The sequence below is a fragment of the Schaalia suimastitidis DSM 15538 genome (assembly GCF_000429105.1).
Taxonomy (GTDB): domain Bacteria; phylum Actinomycetota; class Actinomycetes; order Actinomycetales; family Actinomycetaceae; genus Pauljensenia; species Pauljensenia suimastitidis.
This window is the reverse complement of record NZ_AUBF01000006.1, coordinates 149,924-170,772: the sequence shown is the minus strand read 5'-3', so window position 1 is coordinate 170,772 and position 20,849 is coordinate 149,924. Positions and strand designations below refer to the sequence as shown.

Here is a 20,849-nt window from a genome sequence, read left to right as displayed (position 1 = left end):
CACCTTCGCATGAAGCTACTACTTTCCCCGACTAAAGAAGTTCCAGGACTTCTTATCGGCAGGTGCTTCACCTGGTTTATCCAATAGGCCTCGAGAAATTGCCGAAGCAAACGGTGGCCACAGTGGCACACGTGGCATCAACATGGTTTGCAGCGCATGGTACACATCCCATCGCGATGCTGTTTCAACGGTCAACACCTCATTGGCTTCGCTGAGCGAGCGGCGCCAACGTCCTGGTTGCGTGATGAGATAGTCATTGGCGTAGTCCAACCATGAGCGGTAGCAGTGAGCGAAATGCTCGACCTCACCCAATTTTGCGCCATCGTCAAGGAGCGCACGACGCAGTGCTACCGTTGCGCAAATGCCTTCGCACACGACCCACTGCATGTGCTCAGTACTCAGTGGCCGCCCGTCAACATCCACCGTCGTCACAAAACCGGGTTGTCCACCGCTGCGGCGCCACCCATCCACGCGTGCACGCTCGAATAGTTCCTGCGCCATTTCGAGCAGGTAATCAGGTTGTGGTCGACCCATGGAGCGCAGCGCTGCCCGCAAATGCAATGCCGAACGTGCCGCCTGCATGGAATGTCCAATGACAGTACCGTCATAACGGCGTCGCCCATCTGTAATGGCATCTAAAGAACCCGTCCACGGCCTCCAGTCTGGACCGTAGTATTCGGGGATACGCCAGTCATTTACTTGGGCCTGTGCGTATACAAATGCTGTCATGACTTCAGCACGTTCAATCCACACAGGGTCGGTAGTAGCCTCAGCCGCTGCAAGGTACGCATCCACAACATGCAGCAGTGTGCCGACGGAATGAATGGGGGATGCAGCCTCCCACGCTTCGTCATATTGGTCATTGACGAGGCCGTTGGGGGCTAACCAGTGACGCTCCTGTTCATGCAGGGCATCCATGAGGAGCTCATGCGCCCCTGGGCGGTCAGCAACAGCTGCTGCGGCGGCACCCAGGATCAGGAATGCGTTGTGGAATTCGGATTTACCGCGCCCCGCCTGGTCCCATGGGATACCGTGTCCGTCAGCATCAGGCTGCGCTTGAATCGAGGTCCACAACCCACCATTGACATGATCAGTGAAGTAGGTACGCAAACACTTCACCGCATGGTCGGCGTACCGACGTGAACCTGGCAGACCCATCAACGTACCCAAAGAGAAGACGTAGAGCATACGTGCCGTCACAGCAAGGTCAATGGGACGGCTCGGATCGGCTTCGCCTGTGGCGGTGAGATGAGCAAATCCTGTTGGGGCTATCGCGCCTTCAGCTTCGCGGATCAACGCCTGCATTTGCGTTGATAACCACCTGTTATGTTCGACTGAGTCAAACCAGCCCACAGTTCCTCCATGAGATCAATAGAACGCGGCAGCGATGCCACATAAAACAGGTCCCGGTGACCTGCGTAACACTATGGTAACGGCAAATCACCAGCACTTTGCACCCAAAGGTCACATATGCCTCTCAATGCCAAGGTTCCCACCGGAACACCTCGCGGCCAGAGCGCGCCGACGCCTCGTCCCTGAATCTGAACAGCCCTCCCAAAGTGACCCGAATCATGTGACACTGGCCTCATGCATGATCGAGCTGGCACAGTTGCCCTTCCAGAAGACCTTATCGACGTTAACACGGTGACCGCCGCATACTATGACCGCGAACCTGATATGACCAATCCCAACCAGCGGGTGGTGTTTGGTACTTCGGGTCACCGTGGCTCCTCCTTGGACAGCGCGTTCAACGAGGCCCACATCGTTGCCACTACAGCCGCCATCGTCGAATATCGCGCCTCACAAGGTATCGACGGACCGCTTTTCATTGGCCGCGACACTCACGCCCTATCTGAACCAGCGTGGCGCTCTGCACTGGAGGTGCTCGCCGCAGCAGGCGTCACCGTCCGCATCGACTCACGCGGTTCCTACACACCCACCCCGGCTGTCTCTGTCGCCATCCTCTGCGCCAACGGCGCGCCACAGGCCCTGCGCACTTCCGGCCCGGGCCTTGCTGACGGCATCGTTGTCACCCCTTCGCATAATCCGCCTCGTGATGGCGGCTTCAAATACAACCCCCCGCATGGCGGTCCTGCTGACTCCGATGCCACAGGTTGGATTGCTGCACGGGCCAACGAAATCCTTGAAGATGACTGGCGTGCGATTCCTCGCATTGTGGGCACCGACCTGTTCGAGCACCCATGTATCGAAGCCTACGACTACGTCGAAAACTACGTGAGCCAGCTTGACCAGGTAATCGATATTGATGCCATCCGCAACGCTGGGATCCGTATCGGCGCAGACCCACTGGGCGGTGCAGCTGTCGATTACTGGGCGGCAATTGCTGAACGCTACAGTTTGGACCTGACAGTTGTGAACCCGGTCGTGGACCCCGCGTGGCCATTTATGACGCTGGACTGGGATGGGAAAATCCGCATGGACTGCTCCTCCCCTTACGCTATGGCATCACTACGTGAGGCGATGACTCCCGACGCCAACGGCTCCACCCCTTACGACATCGCCACCGGTAATGACGCTGACTCTGACCGTCATGGCATTGTCACTGCTGACGGGCTCATGAACCCCAATCATTACCTTGCCGTTGCCATCGAATACCTATTCACGCACCGTCCCAACTGGCCGGCCGACGCCGCGGTAGGCAAGACACTTGTCTCTTCCTCACTCATTGACCGCGTTGTCGCTGGCCTGGGTCGCACACTCATCGAGGTACCCGTTGGCTTTAAGTTCTTTGTCCCTGGCCTGCTCGACGGTTCAGTAGGTTTCGGCGGCGAAGAATCCGCAGGCGCATCCTTCCTCCGCAAGGACGGCACCGTGTGGTCTACCGATAAAGATGGCATTATCCTGGCTCTCCTCGCGTCAGAAATAATGGCTGTCACCGGAAAGAGCCCCTCCGAGCTCCACGCCGATCAGGTCGAACGTTATGGCGCTTCTGTCTATGCCCGCATCGACGCTGCCGCCACGCGTGAAGAAAAAGCCAAACTTGCTGCCCTCGACCCTGCTGCGGTGACGGCAACGGAACTCGCCGGTGATGCGATCACAGCAAAACTTGTGCGAGCACCCGGGAACGATGCCCCTATCGGGGGACTTAAAGTCACCACCGACAATGCATGGTTTGCGGCACGACCTTCTGGAACTGAGGATGTCTACAAGATCTATGCGGAGTCATTCCGTGGCGCTGAGCATCTTGCACAGGTGCAAGAGGCCGCAAAGGCGTTGGTATCTGACGCCCTGAGCTGAATATTTAGCGGCGGATACTGAACGTGTGGGTCTGGGTTCCTTTTAGGGCCCAGACCCACAATTTTGCCCGATTTCGTGAGCAATCGCGCCCATGATCGACGTTGGTTTTCGACGTTGCTATCACTACGATAGAAAATCGTGCTGAAGAGCTATTCGGAGATACTCAGATTACCTGGCGCCTGGCAATTTTCACTGGCAGGTGCGGTGCTGCGCCTACCCATGTCCATGGTGGGGATCTCCATTATTTTGCTTGTGAAAGCGACCTATGGGAATTACACATTGGCGGGTGCTGTAGCCGCCTCTAATATCATTGCCCTTGCCTTTGCTGCACCCCCGTTGGCCCGCCTCGTCGATCGGTACGGGCAGCGCCGAGTGATGGGACCTGCGCTGGCAGTGTCGGTCGCTGCCCTTATTGCCTTTACTGTCGCTGCTAGTCTTGCAGCCCCCGTGTGGCTCCTCTTTGTCTTGGCCGCCATTGCGGGGGCGACATGGGGGTCGCCTGGTGCTCTGGTTCGGTCACGGTGGAAATCGGTCAGTCGCACATCCCAACACCTCTCTTCCGCCTACGCCCTTGAAGCAGCCGTTGATGAAGTTATTTTCATTACCGGCCCTATCCTGTCCACGGTACTTGGCGCGCTGATACATCCTTCAGTTGGTCTGATACTGTCGGCCCTCTTCCTGGCATTTGGCGGCCTCGTCTTTTTGTCACAACGCTCCACCGAACCTGTTTTGCTTCCCGTCACCTCCCACACCGAAAAGCAACGCAGCGTGCTGCGAGACCCCGTGGTCCTCGTCCTCATTGTCACATACGTGGGTGCGGGCGCACTTTTTGGAGCTAATGACGTATCCGTTCTCGCCTTCACGGAAGAGCGAGGCGTTCCAGCGATGTCAGGAGTCCTTTTGGCCCTGATGGCTGCCGGTTCACTGGTGTCGGCACTCATTTATGGGGCACGGACCTGGCTTCAACCACTGTGGAAGCTATTTGCCGTTGGCGTTGTCGCCTTAACTTTAGGTGTGAGCACATTCCTTTTCGCTCACGACATCCGGGTTCTTGGCTTTGCTTTGATGCTTGCTGGAGCAGCCTGCGCACCAACGCTGACAAATGTCAATATGATCGTGACCAAAGTTGTTCCACCCGCGCAGCTCACCGAGGGTTTAGCGTGGATGAGTACTGCGATGAATATCGGCGTATCTTTAGGTTCGGCTGCTGCTGGTCCCGCTGTTGATACCACGGATTCCCACGGTGGTTTTCTCGTGATGGTGGCCTTCGCATGGTTCATGGTTGCGGTGATGCTCATTGGCTTGCCTCGCCTGCGTCGCGGTGTTGACGCTGCAGAAATGCGTCTGCACGCCTCCATTGTTGCGTCATAAGTTTAATTTCGGCAGATGAAGCGACCAAGAAAAAACCGTGGGTACCGATGAAAAGCACACTAGTGCACAATAGAGACGCACGCCCTAAGGTGCGCCGATCCCCCAACACGAAGGTTGAATTGTGAGAGCAGGCTGTCTGATTGACGACGAAACTCCATCGTGGCTGCTACACACCACCAATCGCGCGGGCGAGGTCTGCTCAACGACTTTGTCACGCGCCCTGAGCCATCTTGGCTTCCACCCGGAGTTTATTGGATTTGGTGGTCATGGTAATGGTGAGGAAGCTCGTATTCTTGGTCGCGTCATAATGGGACGCAAAGACGATCAACGTTTATGGCTGCGCAATAAACGAGGTTGGCGGCAGTTTTTTGACGCGCAGGTTCCCCGCCAGCCTGTCCTGGTCACCCTCGGAGCAGCGTCGAAGATCGCTTTCGCCGATCGAGGTGGCTATGTTGACTTAACGCTGAGTGGCCATAAACTACCTCCCGGTTGGCATCGAGCCCTCATTCAGGTCCTTGACCAATCGGATATCAGTGACCTTCAACAGGCACTGCCGGGAACACGCAAAGGCATGGTAAAGGCAACCCACGCTGTTGGTGTTGACATTCGTATTATTGGGCAGTCGGAAACCTTTGGTGTGGTATCTGATATTGATGACACCGTCCTGGTGTCAATGGTTCCCCGTCTGCTTTTGGCGGCAAAACATTCAATAATCGACCATGTTTCAGCGCGTGAAGCGGTCCCAGGCATGCCCGAGTTTCTCCGCTTCTTGGTTGCTAACGGCACATCCCCCACTGACTCACAAGCGCCGGTGATGTTCCTGTCTACTGGACCGTGGAATGTTCTTCCTACCCTTCGCGACTTCCTGCACCGCATGAACTATCCTCGTGGTGGTTTTCTTATGACCGATTTTGGACCATCTCACACTGGGTGGTTCCGCTCCGGCAAAGAACATAAACGTCGCGAACTTCGGCGTTTAGCCAGAAAATACCCGCATATACGGTGGTTCCTTGTTGGTGACGATGGGCAACGCGACCCCGAAATATACGCGGAATTTGCTTCCGAGTATCCCACGCAGGTGGCTGGTATCGCCATTCGTTCGCTGTCTTCGATTGAGCAATTTATGTCGCACTACTCTTTCGAGGCGCTGGTACCTCAGGCGTTACGCAATGTGCCTGCCCACATACCCGTGTGGTTTGGTCACGACGGTTTTGCGTTGCGTGACGCTGTGTGCGGCAACCATAATGACAAGCGTTAACCTAGACTTGCATCCGCAACAGGATTAAGGACGGATGACTTCGCCGGTGAGCGGCTGGTCAGGGCCCGCCTCGTCACGGTGATTCTGCTCGGCACAGCTGCCCTGTGTGGGCATTTGCTGCTGAGGCCCGGCCCCATTTGGGTCAACATCGATACGCTCAACCTCTAAGGTCACCTTGGTGACAAGCGCAGTGATCGCGCCGATTGCCGCAAGAGTCGGGGCCGCAAGCACTGCAAGACCGCTGACTGCCACGCCAGCAGTCATGGGGACGCTGAATAATTCGCGTCCACTAGAGTCACGCAAAATAATGCGGCGCACATTGCCGTCTTTAACCAGTTGAGTAATGGTGGAAATCAGGTGTTCGCCGCCAACCTCAATCCATTCATAGAATGTGCGCCCGCCACGTGAATTCGCGTCAGGAGCGTCGCCATGTTGCTGATAGTGTGCATATTCGCTAGTGCTCATACCTCTATTATGTGCGTGAGGTAACACGGGTGCCTATCGGGGATTTCCCTGGTTAGGAGCGGTTTTCAAGGTAACGACGTGCCGAAGCCAGCGCTTCGTCCCACATGCCTGAAGCATCCTCCCACGCCGTATAGGCAACGTCTTCGTCGTCACTGACTGCTGACAAGCCACTTTCTTCGACGTGAACAGCGACCTTGCCGTGCTCTTCTGATAGTGACACTTCGACACGCGTAGCGGCATCCTCAGGGAATTCATCGCCCGCGAGGGGATACCAGCGGAACGTGGCAACATCCATCGGATCAGAATCTGATTTTTCAACAAGCCAGTCACCCGCTTCCGGGTCCGCTACTCGGTACAGGCCGTCGTCGCCAAGGCTGACCTCATGATCCCCCAACGGCCCGTCGTTAATCCACCACCCGGGTTCGCTGACGAGCGCCCAGACGGCCTCAAGGGAGGCATCTATGAGCACATCTGCTTCTACGACGTCGTGCGTCGTTCCATCCTCTGCCGTCTGGCTATCTTCGAAGAAGTTCATAGTCCAACGCTAGTGCCATATGACTGCTTCTGCTACGGGTATTGGCAATGCAGATGCGATTGTGCACTAAAGACAGTAGGGCTGCGCACTTATGGCACAGCCCTACGACGAATGTGACGGCAGCAAACTAGGACATGCGCGTGATGCGGTAACGCCAGGTTTGTGGCCCAGCCTGCAAGGTTTCAACCCGATAGTGCGCGGCACTCTGCTGGAGGTGGTCAAACAGTGGGTCAGGCTGGCCAGGAGTGACGACAACAAGATTCTCTCCTACAGGCAGATGGTCCACTGCGGCAAATAACACCGCGTGACGCACAACCTGAGGAATGGATTGAACGACGAGTTCTTCGATCGGAGAGCGCCCCGATGGTACAGCTGCCCTCTGCTGTGCACTGTGGCCATGCCCCTTACCACCGCATCCACAGCCACCGCCACGAGGCCGCGCCAACTCCGGCATACCATCCACCTGCGGTGCAGCTTGGCCATGCCCCTTTCCACCGCATCCACAGCCTCCACCAGCTGACGGTGTGCTTTGCGCTGCGACTCGCGCGTCGACGAGGCGGAACATTTGACGAGGCGTTTGTTCGCTTGTAGGTATGTCACTCATTTCAGTCTCCACTTTGATATCAAAAGGCACGGTGTTCGTCGTAGGGTGCGGCCTTGTGGGCAACACCCGATTATTAGTTGCAATTTTAAGCACGTGCGTTGCGTGGTGCTCGGCATAAATCCTGGCGGTCGATGACGGCACACGTTGCCCCACACATCAGGTGCCTCAGTGTGCAACAACAGGCTGATGCCCACTACTGCACGCGTACAGGCACATCGCAGTGTCGTTGGGAACGGAGGACCTATTGTGTCAGCGCGAATTCCACTTCAATCTCCACTGACGCGTTCAACGGCAGCGCTGCCACACCAACAGCTGAACGCGCATGGGCGGTACCGAAGACCTCACCAAAAAACTCGGATGCGCCGTTGACCACTTGAGCTTGAGCGTAGAAATCTGGCAACGAGGCGACGAAAGCCGTGACCTTGACGACGCCAGCAAGGCGATCAATGCCACCAGCAATATCTGCCGCAGCCGCGAGCGCATTCAGTGCACATTGGCGTGCTGCATCGCGAGCGTCATCAGGATCTGCTCCGTCGTCACCCACTGCACCGATGCACAGCAACTCGCCATTGTCCATGGGAAGCTGACCGGAAGTCCGAACAACGCCTCGGTCAATCACCGCTGGAACGTAGGCGGCAACGGGCGCTGCAACGGGTGGCAATTCGACGCCAAGTTCGGCGAGGCGCTGACTAGGAAGTGACATGACGTATCCTTTGTTTGTACGCGGCTAATGTTGCTGCGTATCTGTTGTGGAATATAGCCTACGCGCACCGCCCGACTCACGTCCGCTTGCCTCGCCAATTCGGCTGTCTCTATCGACATGAGGAGCCTTAATGCCAAAGTTTTTCACCAAACCGACAACCGCCTTGGCCACAATTGCTTTGGGCGTGCTGCTATCAATCCTTGCCGCGTTCCTTCCTGAAACCCCCTATGCCAGCTACCTATCTAATGGCGCCATGATCTGTTATGTCGTGGGTGGTGTGGGCTATCTTGCAGGACGCGTCGCCTCGTCAAAGGACGAAGAGACACGCAATAGCGCGTCAGGTACAACAGATACGCCAGCAACTGAGAATGAACAAAACGCCCAGGGGAAGGTGAGCCAGCAGGAGCAGGAACGGTCGTAGCGGACCCTCCCCACCCTGCGGCTAGGGCGGCGCTTTCGGTTTTTGCAGTGCCTGCCTTTGTTCCTGCTGTCTCAGCCACCGCCTGTGGCTGCAGCGTTGCCGGTGGCTAGATTCATGCTGTACCGGCATTCATGTCACTGCTAGTCTCGGTGGCTAGTGTCCTGGCCAGGAACGAATTTTAGTGAGCACATCCACGCTGTGACGATCCCAAATCTTTCCGGCCCACACAATGCCACCAATGCACACCAAAGTCACCCATATCAGTGCCACCAAGGGTCCCAACCACACCGGCACGATATTCCACATGGCGAGGCTGCATACGATAACAGCAGGCAAGCCGACAACCACCGCTCCGAGCATCTGCACGGTCTGCAAGATCATCGTGGTCATCATCGAACCGGTGCCCTTTGTTGACATGGGCGATGTTCCTGGGGGCTGTACGGGATACACCCACACTGCACCCATCACTAAGGTCAACACCGAACCGCACAACAGCAATGTGAGAACCAGCGACAGCATCAGGATATAGTCGGTGACGCTTCGATCCGTGAAGCCTACGAAGATCGCCAGGCCTATCGCACACAGTGCGACATTGACGGGCAAGGAACCGATCAAACGACCGAGGCGTTCCTGTCGACCTGGTAGTGCCGACGATACGGGGATCCACACTGCGGTGGAGTCATACTGTGCGAGCGCCCCCACGACGGCGCCCATGACGACGGGCGTGAAGTACACGAAGAAACCACCCATACCAGGTGGCATATACTCCATCTTTTCAAAGAAGACTGCCATCCCCATAAACATCACTGGAGACATCAGCGACACCATGAGCCGCGGATCACGGATCCAGTAGCGAGAGGTTCGCGCTGCCATTGATGCCGTCGCCGGTGCCAAACCAAGTTTTTCCCACCATTGGACACGGGGTAGGTAGTTGAGTTCCTTTGGTGCGTTCGCCGCTGTCGCATTGTGATTCTTTGAAGCATCCTTATCTGGGTCGATGAGGCGCCTACCCGCGGCGATTGCCTCGTCAACGCGGGCAGAAAGATGCTGGGCAACGCCACCCATTGCTTGGTAGAGCACACTGCGCCACACCCGTAATCCAAGCAGGAGTGTCGCGACCGCAATGACGAGGCGCCCTGCTGCGGCTAGCCAATTTGCTTCAGCGATTGCAGCCGGTACACCCCAGATGGCGCCAAATGGGAGCCACGAAACGATATTCGCACTTGAAGCAACCATTTCCGCGTTAAAATCGCGCATTAGCCATTGCAGCCACACACCCATTGGGGCTACGACTGCGATGAACACAATAGATGACACCGCTGCCGACATATCGCGCCGCGTTGAGGTGGCACGCAGACGCACACCTAGCCATGTAGAAAAAGTGCGTGCCCACACAAAGGCAGTGAGCAGTGCAAAAGGCACAGCACATGCGGCAGCAATGGCTGCCAACCACTGACCGGTGAGAATCCATCCCAAGACAGGCAAACAAAAGATCAGGGTAGTGAGTATGCCGGCGACCCCAATGCCGGTGGCCACCACGGTACCAAATGCAAAACGTCGAGATGGCCCAACGTAAGGGGCAAAACGTTGAGGATCGAGGGTATTGTCCATGCCGGAAAATAATGCGGGTACCAGCCACCAACCGGCGATAACGACCGCACCCACCAGGGTGAGGATAGCTGTGGTGATCTGTCCGAAACCTTCATGGATAGAAAACACCACACCTAAGGTTGCACCAACAAAAACCGAGAGCGCATAGAGCAAACCAAGGATCAGCATCACCATCACCCATGCCTGGCGGCTGAGTGTATTCCAGGTGATTTTCGTTTTGAGCGCGATTAGTTGCCGAACCATGACAGCCCCTCGTCGTTGCGGCGTCCACCAACGAGCTGCGCGAAACGCTCATCGAGGGTGGAGCCTGCAGCAACTTCCTGCGTAGTGCCAGCTGCGACAACACGGCCATGATTAATGACCGCCACATGACTGCACAGCGCCTGCACCGTATCCATGACGTGGCTGGATAGGATTACCGTTCCGCCGTTGTTGACGAAACCTGTGAGGATCGTGCGTATATTCGCTGCGGACACAGGGTCGACTGCTTCAAATGGTTCGTCGAGCACAACGACTTTGGGTCCGTGGATAAGGGCGGTGGCCAACGCAATTTTCTTGGTCATACCTGCGCTGTAGTCGCCCACGAGTTTGCCTGCAGCACCCGCAAGGTCAAGCGCTTCAAGGAGTTCCTTCGTGCGACTACGGGCTGTTTGCTTGTCGAGGCCGCGCAGCATACCCACGTGAGTCAGAAGGTCCGCGCCTGAGAGTTTGTCGAGCAAACGCATCCCGTCAGGCATTACTCCCAGAAGGCGACGTGCCTCCATGGGGTTATTCCACACATCAACACCATGAACAAAGGCGGCACCACGGTCTGGACGCAATAAACCGGTGGCCATGGTCAGTGTTGTAGTTTTTCCAGCACCATTTGGGCCAACAAATCCATAAAATGATCCAACGGGGACATCAAGTGACAGGTCAGCGACGGCCATCAGGTTCCCATAAACCTTGACGAGGCCGCGTAATGCTAAGCCAGTATGCGCAGTGCTTTCCATGCAGATTTCCCCCGGTAATGTGTGTTCTCAGTGATGTTGTGAGGTGTGTCTTTATAGGCGTGAACCTACGGTGTCAAGGTTCATTACCCCTGATAGGTCCACAGTAGAACACCTGGAAAATCCGACAGAACATTTGAAACAAATGTCGGGGAAAATCAGGGTGTTTTCAGGGTTCGAATACGGGTAATTCCGACAGTATTGGCTTTCTCACGCTTTCGAAGCGCCATTTACCGGTAGGGTGGGTGGCGTAGTAACTCAGTTTTCTTTGCAGTGCATGCGGTACCCCGGGTGGTTGCGGAAGGTTGCGTAACTATGTCGATACCCGCCCGGGATCGGCTCGCGCCCGAGGTACCCCTGTTGTGATTATGCACCTCGGCAACCCCTGTCCTTCGAGGCTCACATGATTGGAATGCACTATGACTACTGGCGTCGTCAAATGGTTCAACGACGAAAAAGGTTTCGGCTTCATCACTCCTGATGACGGATCTGCCGACGTTTTCGCTCATTTCTCAAATATCGTTCAAGAGGGTGGCCGTCGCACACTCTTTGAAGACGACAAAGTCGAATTCGAGGTCGTTTCTGGCCCGAAGGGCCTGCAGGCAGAAAATATCGTCCGCGTCGGCTGAAAGCCCCCGCATTGCCTGAAAACGGCTGGCGGTGCGCCACGTTGGTTCCTACACCATGGGGGCGCATAACCACCGGTAAATGGCTCAGCCGCTGAGTTGGCCCACATGGTGTGGGCTCGGCTCAGCGGCTTCCTCGTTATCCGCCGACGTGTACACATAGGTGCGTACACAGACCATAGGGTTGATCCGTATCGCACCTGGCTATTGGATCACGTCAACGCGGCAACCCACATTCCCTTACCGCACCAAGCGTTACCCTTAGGTGGTGACCCCCTCCCCATCGACGTCTCTGCCAACTCGGACAACGAGCTTCGCTTTTGCCTTAGCCCTGGCCATCATCACGCATCTATTGTGGGGGTTTTTCCCCCTGTTTTTCCGACTCCTTGAACCGGCCGACCCTATTGAGATCATTGTTTATCGCGCGGGATGGGGAATGGTGTTTTGTATCCTTTTGCTCGCACTGCTCGGACGCTGGTCTGACCTGATATTGGCTGTGTCGAATCGCCAAATATTGTGGCGTCTGAGCGCTGCAGGTTTCCTGATCGTTATTAACTGGACGGTGTATGTCCACGCGGTCCTCAGTGGTCACACGACTGATGCTGCCTTGGGGTACTTCATTAATCCACTGATGACAGTGGCGCTGGGATTAGTCGTACTACGTGAGCGTCTAACGTTCCTGCAAAAGATCGCAGTTGCACTGGGTGCCTTGGCGGTTGTGGTCCTTATTCTCGGCCTTGGTCGCCTCCCGTGGGTGTCCCTGGTCTTACCTTTGACTTTCGCTTTATATTCCCTAGTGAAGAAGGATGTTGCACCTAGTGTCGGCCCCATTGAGGGAATGACTGTTGAAACGGCTGTCGTCACGCCCTTCCTTTTGGGATATCTGGCATATTTGGCCTACAGTCAGTCCACCTCGTTCCACGTCCTTGCTGCGACATCCTCATCATGGCAGCCGCATTTAGCGTTGCTTATGGGTGCGGGGATTATCACCATGATTCCCCTTTTCTTGTACGCGAAGGCAGCCCAAGGCTTACCGCTGGGGGTGATGGGTTTTATTCAATATATTTCCCCGGTGATGCAGCTTGTCATTGGCGTGTGGTTTTTCCGCGAAACGATGGAACCGACACGCTGGCTGGCAACAGGCATTATTTGGTGCGCATTGGCGGTGCTTACCATTGATTTCGCGAGGCAGGTGCATCGCAGGCGCAAATTGCTGGGCGCTGCACGATAGTGCACCTCGCGCATGAGGGTACCGCCGCCTCGTCTGTCGTGAGCACAAGTTGACGCACACTTGTATTTTGCAGGCACTCCAACACAGCACGCATCCCACTGCCACGATCCATATTCGACCCCGCCGCACACGTCCTGCACCTCATTTCAGCAGGGCGCCACACGCACGTCAGATGGGTTCTTCGCGGGTGGTGTAATTGGCGAAGCGCGCCAAGTGCCCTTGGAAGAGGGCTTGGATCACGCGTGTCTCACCATTGCGGTGCTTGGCGACCATAATGTCTGCCTCACCAGGACGATCTTCTTTGTTGTAGTACTCGGGGCGATGCAGCAAAATAATGATGTCGGCGTCCTGCTCCAAGGATCCTGATTCGCGCAGGTCAGCAATCATTGGTTTTTTGTCGGTACGTGATTCAGGGCCACGGTTAAGTTGCGCGACGGCCACCACCGGCACTTCGATACTTTTTGCCAATAGTTTTAAGCTGCGAGACAGGGCTGATACTTCTTGTTGGCGAGACTCCACCTGTTTGCCTGATGTCATCAACTGCAGGTAGTCAATCACCACCAGCCCTAGATTGTGTTGCTCTTTTAGGCGCCGACATTTGGCGGCAATTTCAGTGATCGTCAGATTCGCGGAATCGTCAATAAAGAGTGGCGAGCTTTCGATATCAGCCAGTTTTTTTGACAGTTTATTCCAGTCACGATCTTCCATTTTGCCTTGCTGCATCTTTGACATACTGATGCTGGCTTCAGCTGCCAGCATACGCATAGCAATTTCGTTCTGGTTCATTTCCAACGAGAAAATTACGCTGGCAATACCGTGACGAATCGAAGCGGATCTGCAAAAATCTAGCGCGAGGGTAGATTTTCCCATGCCAGGTCGCGCGGCCACAATAATCATTTGGCCTGCACGCAACCCCTGTGTGAGTTCATCAAGCTCCACGAAGCCTGTCGGGACACCCCGGAGTTTGCCTCGGTTTTGTTCGATGGCTTCAAGCTCTTGGATGAGCGACTCCGATACTTCGCCGATAGGTACATAGTCGGTGGCGTTACGGCTAGCAGAAACAGCGTGAATCTCGGCTTGCGCACGGTCAACGATTTCGTCAACATCGCCACCTGCTTCGGCGTAGCCTAATTGGACGATACGGGTGCCTGCGCTGACGAGGCGCCTCAGCACAGCGCGTTCACGCACGATTTGCGCGTAGTACACAGCGTTGGCAGCTGTGGGTACGGATGCAATGAGGGTGTGGATATACGAGGCGCCACCAATACGTGTGAGTTCGCCGTTGCGTTGAAGTTCGCCTACGACGGTGACCGCATCAGCTGGTTCGCCTCGTCCATTAAGTTCGATAATGGTGTCGTGGATGGTGGCGTGTTTTGGCTGGTAGTAGTCACCGGCGGAGATTTCTTCGGCAACTTCGTTAATCGCTTCACGCGACAGCATCATGGAGCCTAAGACGGACATTTCCGCTTCATCATCATGCGGAGGTATGCGATCAAAGTCATCGGCACTCATCGGTCCCCCATTCACTCCACGCATGACGTGATTCACCCAACCGTTTCAGCGCCACACCCTCAACGCGCACCGTCGTTTCTTTTGGTGCGGCAGATACATGCCCAGGAAGGTTATCGTTTTTTTATCGTGCGCGCGACGACCTCAATGTGAACATAGTTGTGTAAAGAATGTGGATAACGCGGCGTGTTGTCCACAGGCCCTTGGGACATAGCCTCACTTTCGCCGCAACTCCACTGTGTGAACGCCAGATTTTCCGCTGCATTTCAATACTTTCTCTTCTTCACAACCTGTGGATATTTCTGGGGATATTCTGCAGCAAAAGTGATTTACATCACTACATCAACCTTCTATCTGTGCTTGAGGGTTGCGATTTTTTGCGGTTTTTGGACCATTTTTCGCCCTCTATCCACAGATATGCCACACTCATGCCCATGTCACGCACCCAGCACAACCTTGCCCACAAAATCTTGTCCCTCGCCATTCCAGCCTTGGGTGCGCTCATCGCCGAACCACTATTCACCCTTATCGATTCAGCGATGGTTGGACACTTAGGCACCGCTCAACTTGCGGGCCTCTCACTGGGATCACAAATACTCAATACCCTCATTGTCCTCTTCGTCTTCCTGGCCTACTCCACTACCGCACTGTCAGCCAGAGCTCTGGGGGCTGGACGCAGTGACGAAGCGTTACGCGCCGGAGTCGACGCCATATGGCTCGCACTTGGACTCGGCGTGATGGTCGCGCCCATCGTGGCACTCAGTGGGCCGCTCCTCGTGCGCGCTCTAGGCGCGAGCACTGAAGCAACGCCCTACGCGCTCCACTACCTGTGGGCGAGTACTCCTGGCCTTGTCGGCATGTTTATTGTCATGGCTGCCGTTGGCACACTGCGCGGCCTGCAAGATACGCGCACGCCACTGTATGTCACCACTGCAGGTGCACTGATCAATGTGTGCGCTAATGCCTTCTTTATTTATGGCCTGTCTTGGGGTGTTGCAGGTTCGGGTATCGGAACGTCAGTGACTCAACTATTAATGGCCACCTACCTTGCGTGGCGCCTGGGTAAAGCCTCCCGGACCCAAGGCGTGTCGTTACTTCCCAGTCGCAGTGGTCTTGGGCACGCCGCAAAGCAGGGAGCACCCCTTGTCGTACGCGGCATTATGTTACGCATTGCGGGACTGGCCACGCTGTGGCCGGTCGCCGCAGCAGGTACGACACCCCTAGCGGGATACCAGATTGTCCTTACTTTGTGGACACTGGCAGCCTTCGTCCTCGATGCACTTGCCATCGCAGCACAGGCAATGGTCGGTAAGGCACTCGGTGCGGGCCAAATCGACCAGACACGCCAGCTGCTGCGTACCCTTACCAAATGGGGTCTGTACTTTGGCATCCTGGTCGCCCTGGTCTTAGCTCTCGCCGCCCCATGGTTGCCACTCCTCTTCGGATCGGACCCAGCAATGCACGAGGCCGCCACCTGGGGTCTTATCGCCAGCAGTATCGGCATCCCTGTGGCTAGTGTCGTCTTTATCCTTGACGGGGTGCTCTTGGGAGCAGGCGACAATACCTATCTCGCTGCCGTAGGTATCGTCCACGTCATCCTGCTTCTGCCTGCCCTCGCTGCCGTTGAATGGTGGCGCCAAGCGGGTGCAGCACCACATTACGTGGTCGCAGCAGCGTGGTTAGCCTATTCGTTGGTGTATATCGGCGCTCGAGCCTTCACCAATGCGTGGCGCACATGGTGGTCACCCCGCCACAGCCTCGTAGCTCGTCGGTGAGGAAATAAACATTGGGAAGAAAATGGCCGAAGGTGGCCAAAACCTCGTCACCGGCCGCCAGTAGAAAGGTGACAGTAGTAGGCTCAACGCACTAGAGTAGAGAGCTGGACTGTCCTCGTACCGTTACGTGCGCCAGTCCAATGGATACGCCAGTATCCACGCATGACCCTCCTGTCACGGAAAGCCCGTGACCGCGTAGACCACAGGAGGTGGGTATTAACGTGCGTAACTACGAACTGATGGTGATCCTCGATCCGACGATCGACGAACGCACCGTCGCCCCCACGATGGACAAGTTCCTGCAGCTCGTTACTGCTGGTGGCGGCTCTGTCGATAACGTCGATATTTGGGGCAAGCGTCGCCTTGCCTACGACATTGCCAAGCACTCCGAGGGCATCTACGTTGTGATCAATATGACCACGACCCCTGATGTTGCTCAGGAAATCACTCGTCAGATGGGCATTAACGAGTCCATTCTGCGGACCAAGCTCCTGCGCCCCGACGCTCACTGAGCACGAGCCTTCGCATCATTTCCATCTGAAAAACCCACACCGAGGAGCCGACAATGGCCGGAGAAACCGTCATCACGATCATCGGCAACCTGACCAATGATCCCGAGTTGCGTTTCACGCAGTCAGGGGCCGCGGTCGCCGACTTCACGGTGGCATCCACCCCCCGCACATTTGACCGCGCGGCCAACGAGTGGCGTGACGGAGAAACCCTCTTCATGCGCTGCTCCTGCTGGCGGGAAATGGCTGACAATGTCGCAGAAAGCCTCCGTAAGGGAATGCGCGTCATTGTCCAAGGCAGGCTCACCCAGCGGTCCTACGAGACACGCGAAGGTGAACGTCGCACCGTCGTTGAACTTCAAGTTGACGAGGTCGGCCCATCCCTGCGTCGCGCACAAGCGAAAGTGACGCGCAACGCCTCGGCCCCCGCCCAAGGCGGATACAGCCAAGGTGGCGGTAACTACGGTGGCCAAGCACCCGCACAACGTGGCAGCTACGGCCAGCAGCAGGGTGGATACAGTCAAGGTGGCTATGGTGCACCTGCAGGCGGTTCAATGGAGGACCCATGGAGCACCCCCGCACCGGGTGGCGCTTCTTCCTTCGGTGACGAACCGCCGTTCTGATCAGGTAAGGCGCCCCGTCGCCTTACCCGTGTCGGTAGAAACGCTTGACTATTTCACGCTTGGGACGACTATTGCTCGTCCGGATCATAGGAGAACATCATGGCGAAGCCTCAACTTCGCAATAAGCCCATCAAGAAGAAGGCCAACCCACTGAAGTCGGCCAAAATCGAATCCATCGACTACAAGGACACCGCTCTGCTGCGTAAGTTCATTTCGGACCGCGGCAAGATTCGTGCTCGCCGCGTCACCGGTGTCTCCGTTCAGGAGCAGCGTCGTATTGCTCGCGCCGTGAAGAACGCACGCGAAATGGCTCTGCTTCCCTACTCATCCTCCGGTCGCTGATCGGCACTGGGAAGGAAGGAAAAATATGGCTACCAAGCTCATCCTCACCCACGATGTCGAGCACCTTGGTGCTGCTGGCCAGGTCGTTGAGGTAAAAGACGGCTACGCACGCAACTACCTGGTGCCTCGTGGACTGGCAGCACGCTGGACCCCTGGGGCTCAAAAGCAGATCGACCAGATGAACGCTGCTCGTCGTAAGCGCGAGATTGCCTCCATCGACGATGCTCGCGCTGTGCGCGACGCTCTGCAGGCCTCCTTTGTCACCGTTTCGGGCAAGGTGGGTGCAAACAACCGTCTCTTCGGCGCCGTGTCCACCGCTGCGATTGCCGAGGCTGTCAAAGCTGACCTGGGTCAGACCATCGACCGCCGTCGCGTCGTGATCGCCACTCCCATTAAGGAGCTGGGCGAGCACACCGTCACTGTGAATCTGCACAGCGAGGTCGTTGCCAAGTTGAAAGTTCGTGTTGTCGCCGCTAAGTGACACACCTGCCTTTGTCAGCTGTATCGCACACTGACTCAATTGTGGCCCCCGGCATCAGCCGGGGGCCACAATATTTGTCCACGGAGACGCTAGCCTCCGGTGCCTGCACCTGAAGAGTTGGTACCAGAGGAATTGCCCCCCGTTCCACCCGTACTACCGCTATCGGTACCTGTACCACTGCCATCACCTGGTTGCTGAGTACCAGGTGTCTCTGGCTCTGTTGGCGTCGTAGGCTGAGTGGGGGTGGTCGTTTCTGTTGGCGTTGTCTGCTCGGGTTGAGACTGCTCACTTGGTGTTGTCTGCTCAGTTGGTTGTTCCTCAGTTTGAGCAGGTTCTTCGGTGGTTGTTGACTCCGATTGGCTGACCTCAGGTTCGACGTACCAGTCAAATGACGTTTGTGTGAGCGTGTGCTTAATGGACGTCATATAACTCACCCAAATATCCGTCGGCCAGTCACCACCATGGAAACCATCACGACCACCAATGGAGGGCAACGCCATAGGACTGCCATTGGCATCGACACCATACTGCGATACGGCAGTCACCAAGTCAGGAGTAAAGCCAACAAATAGAGCTGATTTTGCCTCTTCTGATGTGCCGGTCTTGCCTGCTGTGGCAACACCCAGGCGAGCTGACGCCACCTGTGAGGCGGTGCCACCAGAAGCGGTGACGGCTTCAAGGGCGGGCATAATGGACGACACTTCTTCACTGCTGAAGGCTTCAACGGTTTCCACTGGCGTCGTATACACCTTGTCGCCCGACGAAGAAAGAACTTCGCGGACGATATGCGCATCGACGCGTGACCCACCGTTGGCTACTGTCGAATATGCGACGGCTAAGTCCACGTTGTGTGGTGCGGCAAAACCAAGGGTATTGAGTGCCGAGGCGTCCAAACCGTTGGTATCTTCTGGTATCCCAGCGTCAATAGCCGCCTGCATAGTCGCTTCTGGTCCGACCTCAAGGTTAAGGTCAACGAATGCGGTGTTGACCGAATTTTGCATCGCCTTAATGAGGTTGATATTTCCGTAGCTCACGCCGTAGATATTGGCCACGGGTTTTGCCAGTCCAGGCACTGTCATCGGCGAAGAACCATCCACGATGTCGTACATAGAGCCACCTTGTCGAGCGTGGGCAAGGAGCGTAAATACTTTGAAGGTTGAACCTGCTGCTGCAATATCTTGGGTGGCCGCATTTTGTTGGCGTGTCTGATAGTCAGCACCACCATATTCAGCAACGATCTCACCATTTTGCGGGTTCACTGAGGTGATCGCGGTATACATTGTCGCAGGGTCCCAACCCGACACACTGGTCATCGTATTGGCTGCGGCCACGATGGCATCCTGTTTTTCTTTGTCAATGGTAGAAATAATCTTCAACCCACCAGAGTCAATCTGGTCATCAGTAAACGCACCGGTGGCAATAAGTTCTGCACGCACCTGCTGAAGCAAATATCCATTGGGACCTGCGAAGGTGCGCGACGTCATAGTGTCTGGGTCTTTTGTTTCTGGGAAAACAGCGGCATCGGCATCCGCTTGTGTGATCCACTGGTCCTCCACCATCAGATCAAGGACCCGCTGCCACCGTGCCTGCGCCTGCTCAGGATCCACGGCAGGATCCCACGCGGAAGGTGCGGGAATAATGCCTGCCAGCAGAGCCGCCTCGGAAAGCGTAAGCTCCGCGGCACTGTGCCCAAAGTAGGCCTGTGACGCTGCCTCGATACCGTAGGTGCCACGCCCAAAGTAAATCGTGTTGAGGTAGTTGCCAAGGATTTCGTCTTTGGTTTGCTCACGGTTAATCTTCAACGCGAGAATCGCTTCCTTCAGTTTTCCTGAATAAGACAGCGTTTCTCCCATGTAGTACCGCTCCACATACTGTTGGGTGAGTGTGGAACCACCTTGGCGGGTACCAGTCGTAATATTGGTAAACAGTGCCCTAGCGATACCTTTCAAATCAATACCACTATTGGTGTAAAAGCTTCGATCTTCCGAAGCCACCACTGCTTTAGAGACATAATCCGGCAACGTTTGGGCATCGATAATATTGCGTTTAATTTCCGACAGTGTCCCCATTTCGGTCGTACCATCCTGGTAGTACACTGTCGTTGTTTGTGCTAGTGCGAACTGGTCAGGGCTGGGCACCTCGGCACGCGCGTAGAGGTAGAAAAATCCGGCAGCACCAATGGCCATGACCGCAAAGAAACTGACGATCAGGCCCTTGACGATACGCCGACCCCACCCTTTTTTCTTCGGTGGGTTATTTTTCGCTGTCGACGCCTGCGCAGCCTCAGCTTCGGGGGTACCGGTCACATCTGACCATGAGGGGACTGACGCGCGTCGGGTGCTGCGCCGCGTGGGCGGCCCAGATGCGCGCGACGCAGATGACGCATCCGAGCCGCGTACATTGCGATTGAGGTCAGCGCGGGAGGGAATAGGGGTACCTGATGCGGTACGCGGGACCCGTCGGGTCGATCGGCGCGGTGTATTTCCGTCACTAGTGGGCACGTCTACTGGCCTTTCGCCGGGGACATTCCCTTCCAGA

At 56.1% G+C, this 20,849-nt stretch carries 20 protein-coding genes; 11 read left to right on the top strand and 9 right to left on the bottom strand.

From position 1 onward, the window contains the following. Positions 1–18 precede the first annotated feature (18 nt). A complete protein-coding gene (locus tag G438_RS0100830) occupies positions 19–1,353 on the bottom strand; it encodes an AGE family epimerase/isomerase (protein WP_026459755.1) in 1,335 nt (444 codons plus the stop codon). A 234-nt stretch (positions 1,354–1,587) separates the two neighbouring features. On the opposite strand from G438_RS0100830, the gene pgm reads away from it, so the two are divergent. The 3 genes from pgm (at position 1,588) to G438_RS0100815 (ending at position 5,887) form a co-directional block, all read left to right on the top strand. Continuing rightward, the gene (gene pgm, locus G438_RS0100825) at positions 1,588–3,258 is read left to right on the top strand and encodes a phosphoglucomutase (alpha-D-glucose-1,6-bisphosphate-dependent) (RefSeq protein WP_026459754.1); all 1,671 of its coding nucleotides are present in this window, start codon (positions 1,588–1,590) and stop codon (positions 3,256–3,258) included. Between the two features lie 138 nt (positions 3,259–3,396). Next, entirely contained in the window at positions 3,397–4,629 is a 1,233-nt protein-coding gene (locus G438_RS0100820; RefSeq protein WP_026459753.1) for an MFS transporter, read from the top strand. A 121-nt stretch (positions 4,630–4,750) separates the two neighbouring features. Next, a complete protein-coding gene (locus tag G438_RS0100815; protein ID WP_026459752.1) occupies positions 4,751–5,887 on the top strand; it encodes an App1 family protein in 1,137 nt (378 codons plus the stop codon). Positions 5,888–5,911: 24 nt separating this feature from the next. Here the strand turns inward: G438_RS0100815 and G438_RS12140 are convergent, their stop codons facing one another. The 4 genes from G438_RS12140 to G438_RS0100795 form a co-directional block, all read right to left on the bottom strand. After that, positions 5,912–6,352: a DUF4342 domain-containing protein gene (locus G438_RS12140; protein ID WP_084402911.1), complete on the bottom strand. Its 441-nt coding sequence runs from the start codon at positions 6,350–6,352 to the stop codon at positions 5,912–5,914. 52 nt (positions 6,353–6,404) lie between these two features. Next, on the bottom strand, positions 6,405–6,887 hold the full coding sequence (locus tag G438_RS0100805) for an SRPBCC family protein (RefSeq protein ID WP_026459751.1): 483 nt from the start codon (positions 6,885–6,887) through the stop codon (positions 6,405–6,407). Between the two features lie 127 nt (positions 6,888–7,014). Then, complete coding sequence (locus G438_RS0100800) at positions 7,015–7,491, bottom strand: DUF2249 domain-containing protein (protein ID WP_026459750.1); 477 nt, start codon at positions 7,489–7,491, stop codon at positions 7,015–7,017. A 241-nt stretch (positions 7,492–7,732) separates the two neighbouring features. Beyond that, positions 7,733–8,194 carry a RidA family protein gene (locus G438_RS0100795; protein WP_026459749.1) on the bottom strand — a complete coding sequence of 154 codons (462 nt, stop codon included), beginning with the start codon at positions 8,192–8,194 and terminating at the stop codon, positions 7,733–7,735. A gap of 130 nt (positions 8,195–8,324) precedes the next feature. Here G438_RS0100795 and G438_RS0100790 point away from each other — a divergent pair, with 130 nt between their 5' ends. Beyond that, on the top strand, positions 8,325–8,615 hold the full coding sequence (locus G438_RS0100790; RefSeq protein WP_026459748.1) for a hypothetical protein: 291 nt from the start codon (positions 8,325–8,327) through the stop codon (positions 8,613–8,615). 153 nt (positions 8,616–8,768) lie between these two features. Here the strand turns inward: G438_RS0100790 and G438_RS0100785 are convergent, their stop codons facing one another. Then, positions 8,769–10,469: a hypothetical protein gene (locus G438_RS0100785; protein ID WP_026459747.1), complete on the bottom strand. Its 1,701-nt coding sequence runs from the start codon at positions 10,467–10,469 to the stop codon at positions 8,769–8,771. After that, complete coding sequence (locus G438_RS0100780) at positions 10,454–11,218, bottom strand: ABC transporter ATP-binding protein (RefSeq protein WP_034284550.1); 765 nt, start codon at positions 11,216–11,218, stop codon at positions 10,454–10,456. The genes G438_RS0100785 and G438_RS0100780 overlap by 16 nt, the downstream gene beginning before the upstream one ends. Positions 11,219–11,634: 416 nt before the next feature. Between G438_RS0100780 and G438_RS0100775 the strand changes: the two genes are divergently transcribed. Continuing rightward, positions 11,635–11,844, top strand: coding sequence for a cold-shock protein (locus G438_RS0100775; protein WP_026459745.1), 210 nt, complete (start codon positions 11,635–11,637; stop codon positions 11,842–11,844). A gap of 265 nt (positions 11,845–12,109) precedes the next feature. Continuing rightward, positions 12,110–13,072: an EamA family transporter RarD gene (gene rarD, locus G438_RS0100770; RefSeq protein WP_051259213.1), complete on the top strand. Its 963-nt coding sequence runs from the start codon at positions 12,110–12,112 to the stop codon at positions 13,070–13,072. A gap of 168 nt (positions 13,073–13,240) precedes the next feature. On the opposite strand, the gene dnaB is transcribed toward rarD, so the two are convergent. Then, complete coding sequence (gene dnaB, locus G438_RS0100765; RefSeq protein ID WP_026459743.1) at positions 13,241–14,584, bottom strand: replicative DNA helicase; 1,344 nt, start codon at positions 14,582–14,584, stop codon at positions 13,241–13,243. 431 nt (positions 14,585–15,015) lie between these two features. Here dnaB and G438_RS0100760 point away from each other — a divergent pair, with 431 nt between their 5' ends. The 5 genes from G438_RS0100760 to rplI all read left to right on the top strand — a co-directional run bounded on the left by G438_RS0100760 (position 15,016) and on the right by rplI (position 18,311). Next, on the top strand, positions 15,016–16,356 hold the full coding sequence (locus G438_RS0100760; RefSeq protein ID WP_240470945.1) for an MATE family efflux transporter: 1,341 nt from the start codon (positions 15,016–15,018) through the stop codon (positions 16,354–16,356). A 221-nt stretch (positions 16,357–16,577) separates the two neighbouring features. Continuing rightward, the gene (gene rpsF, locus G438_RS0100755; protein ID WP_026459741.1) at positions 16,578–16,868 is read left to right on the top strand and encodes a 30S ribosomal protein S6; all 291 of its coding nucleotides are present in this window, start codon (positions 16,578–16,580) and stop codon (positions 16,866–16,868) included. Between the two features lie 53 nt (positions 16,869–16,921). Then, positions 16,922–17,488 carry a single-stranded DNA-binding protein gene (locus G438_RS0100750; RefSeq protein ID WP_026459740.1) on the top strand — a complete coding sequence of 189 codons (567 nt, stop codon included), beginning with the start codon at positions 16,922–16,924 and terminating at the stop codon, positions 17,486–17,488. Positions 17,489–17,587: 99 nt separating this feature from the next. Then, a complete protein-coding gene (rpsR, locus tag G438_RS0100745; RefSeq protein ID WP_026459739.1) occupies positions 17,588–17,830 on the top strand; it encodes a 30S ribosomal protein S18 in 243 nt (80 codons plus the stop codon). A gap of 25 nt (positions 17,831–17,855) precedes the next feature. Next, positions 17,856–18,311 (top strand): 50S ribosomal protein L9, encoded by a 456-nt coding sequence (gene rplI, locus G438_RS0100740; protein ID WP_026459738.1) that lies wholly within the window; start codon positions 17,856–17,858, stop codon positions 18,309–18,311. 89 nt (positions 18,312–18,400) lie between these two features. Here rplI and G438_RS0100735 read toward each other — a convergent pair whose 3' ends face one another. After that, positions 18,401–20,812, bottom strand: coding sequence for a transglycosylase domain-containing protein (locus G438_RS0100735; RefSeq protein WP_240470944.1), 2,412 nt, complete (start codon positions 20,810–20,812; stop codon positions 18,401–18,403). Between the last annotated feature and the right edge of the window lie 37 nt (positions 20,813–20,849).

Excerpts from the sequence above, each read along its gene's own strand:
- G438_RS0100775 (WP_026459745.1), top strand. The coding sequence starts at position 11,635 with ATGACTACTGGCGTCGTCAAATGGTTCAACGACGAAAAAGGTTTCGGC.
- rplI (WP_026459738.1), top strand. The coding sequence starts at position 17,856 with ATGGCTACCAAGCTCATCCTCACCCACGATGTCGAGCACCTTGGTGCT.
- G438_RS0100790 (WP_026459748.1), top strand. The coding sequence starts at position 8,325 with ATGCCAAAGTTTTTCACCAAACCGACAACCGCCTTGGCCACAATTGCT.
- rpsR (WP_026459739.1), top strand. The coding sequence starts at position 17,588 with ATGGCGAAGCCTCAACTTCGCAATAAGCCCATCAAGAAGAAGGCCAAC.
- G438_RS0100785 (WP_026459747.1), bottom strand. The coding sequence starts at position 10,469 with ATGGTTCGGCAACTAATCGCGCTCAAAACGAAAATCACCTGGAATACA.
- G438_RS0100780 (WP_034284550.1), bottom strand. The coding sequence starts at position 11,218 with ATGGAAAGCACTGCGCATACTGGCTTAGCATTACGCGGCCTCGTCAAG.
- pgm (WP_026459754.1), top strand. The coding sequence starts at position 1,588 with ATGCATGATCGAGCTGGCACAGTTGCCCTTCCAGAAGACCTTATCGAC.
- G438_RS12140 (WP_084402911.1), bottom strand. The coding sequence starts at position 6,352 with ATGAGCACTAGCGAATATGCACACTATCAGCAACATGGCGACGCTCCT.
- G438_RS0100760 (WP_240470945.1), top strand. The coding sequence starts at position 15,016 with ATGTCACGCACCCAGCACAACCTTGCCCACAAAATCTTGTCCCTCGCC.
- G438_RS0100800 (WP_026459750.1), bottom strand. The coding sequence starts at position 7,491 with ATGAGTGACATACCTACAAGCGAACAAACGCCTCGTCAAATGTTCCGC.
- G438_RS0100795 (WP_026459749.1), bottom strand. The coding sequence starts at position 8,194 with ATGTCACTTCCTAGTCAGCGCCTCGCCGAACTTGGCGTCGAATTGCCA.
- G438_RS0100805 (WP_026459751.1), bottom strand. The coding sequence starts at position 6,887 with ATGAACTTCTTCGAAGATAGCCAGACGGCAGAGGATGGAACGACGCAC.
- dnaB (WP_026459743.1), bottom strand. The coding sequence starts at position 14,584 with ATGAGTGCCGATGACTTTGATCGCATACCTCCGCATGATGATGAAGCG.
- G438_RS0100750 (WP_026459740.1), top strand. The coding sequence starts at position 16,922 with ATGGCCGGAGAAACCGTCATCACGATCATCGGCAACCTGACCAATGAT.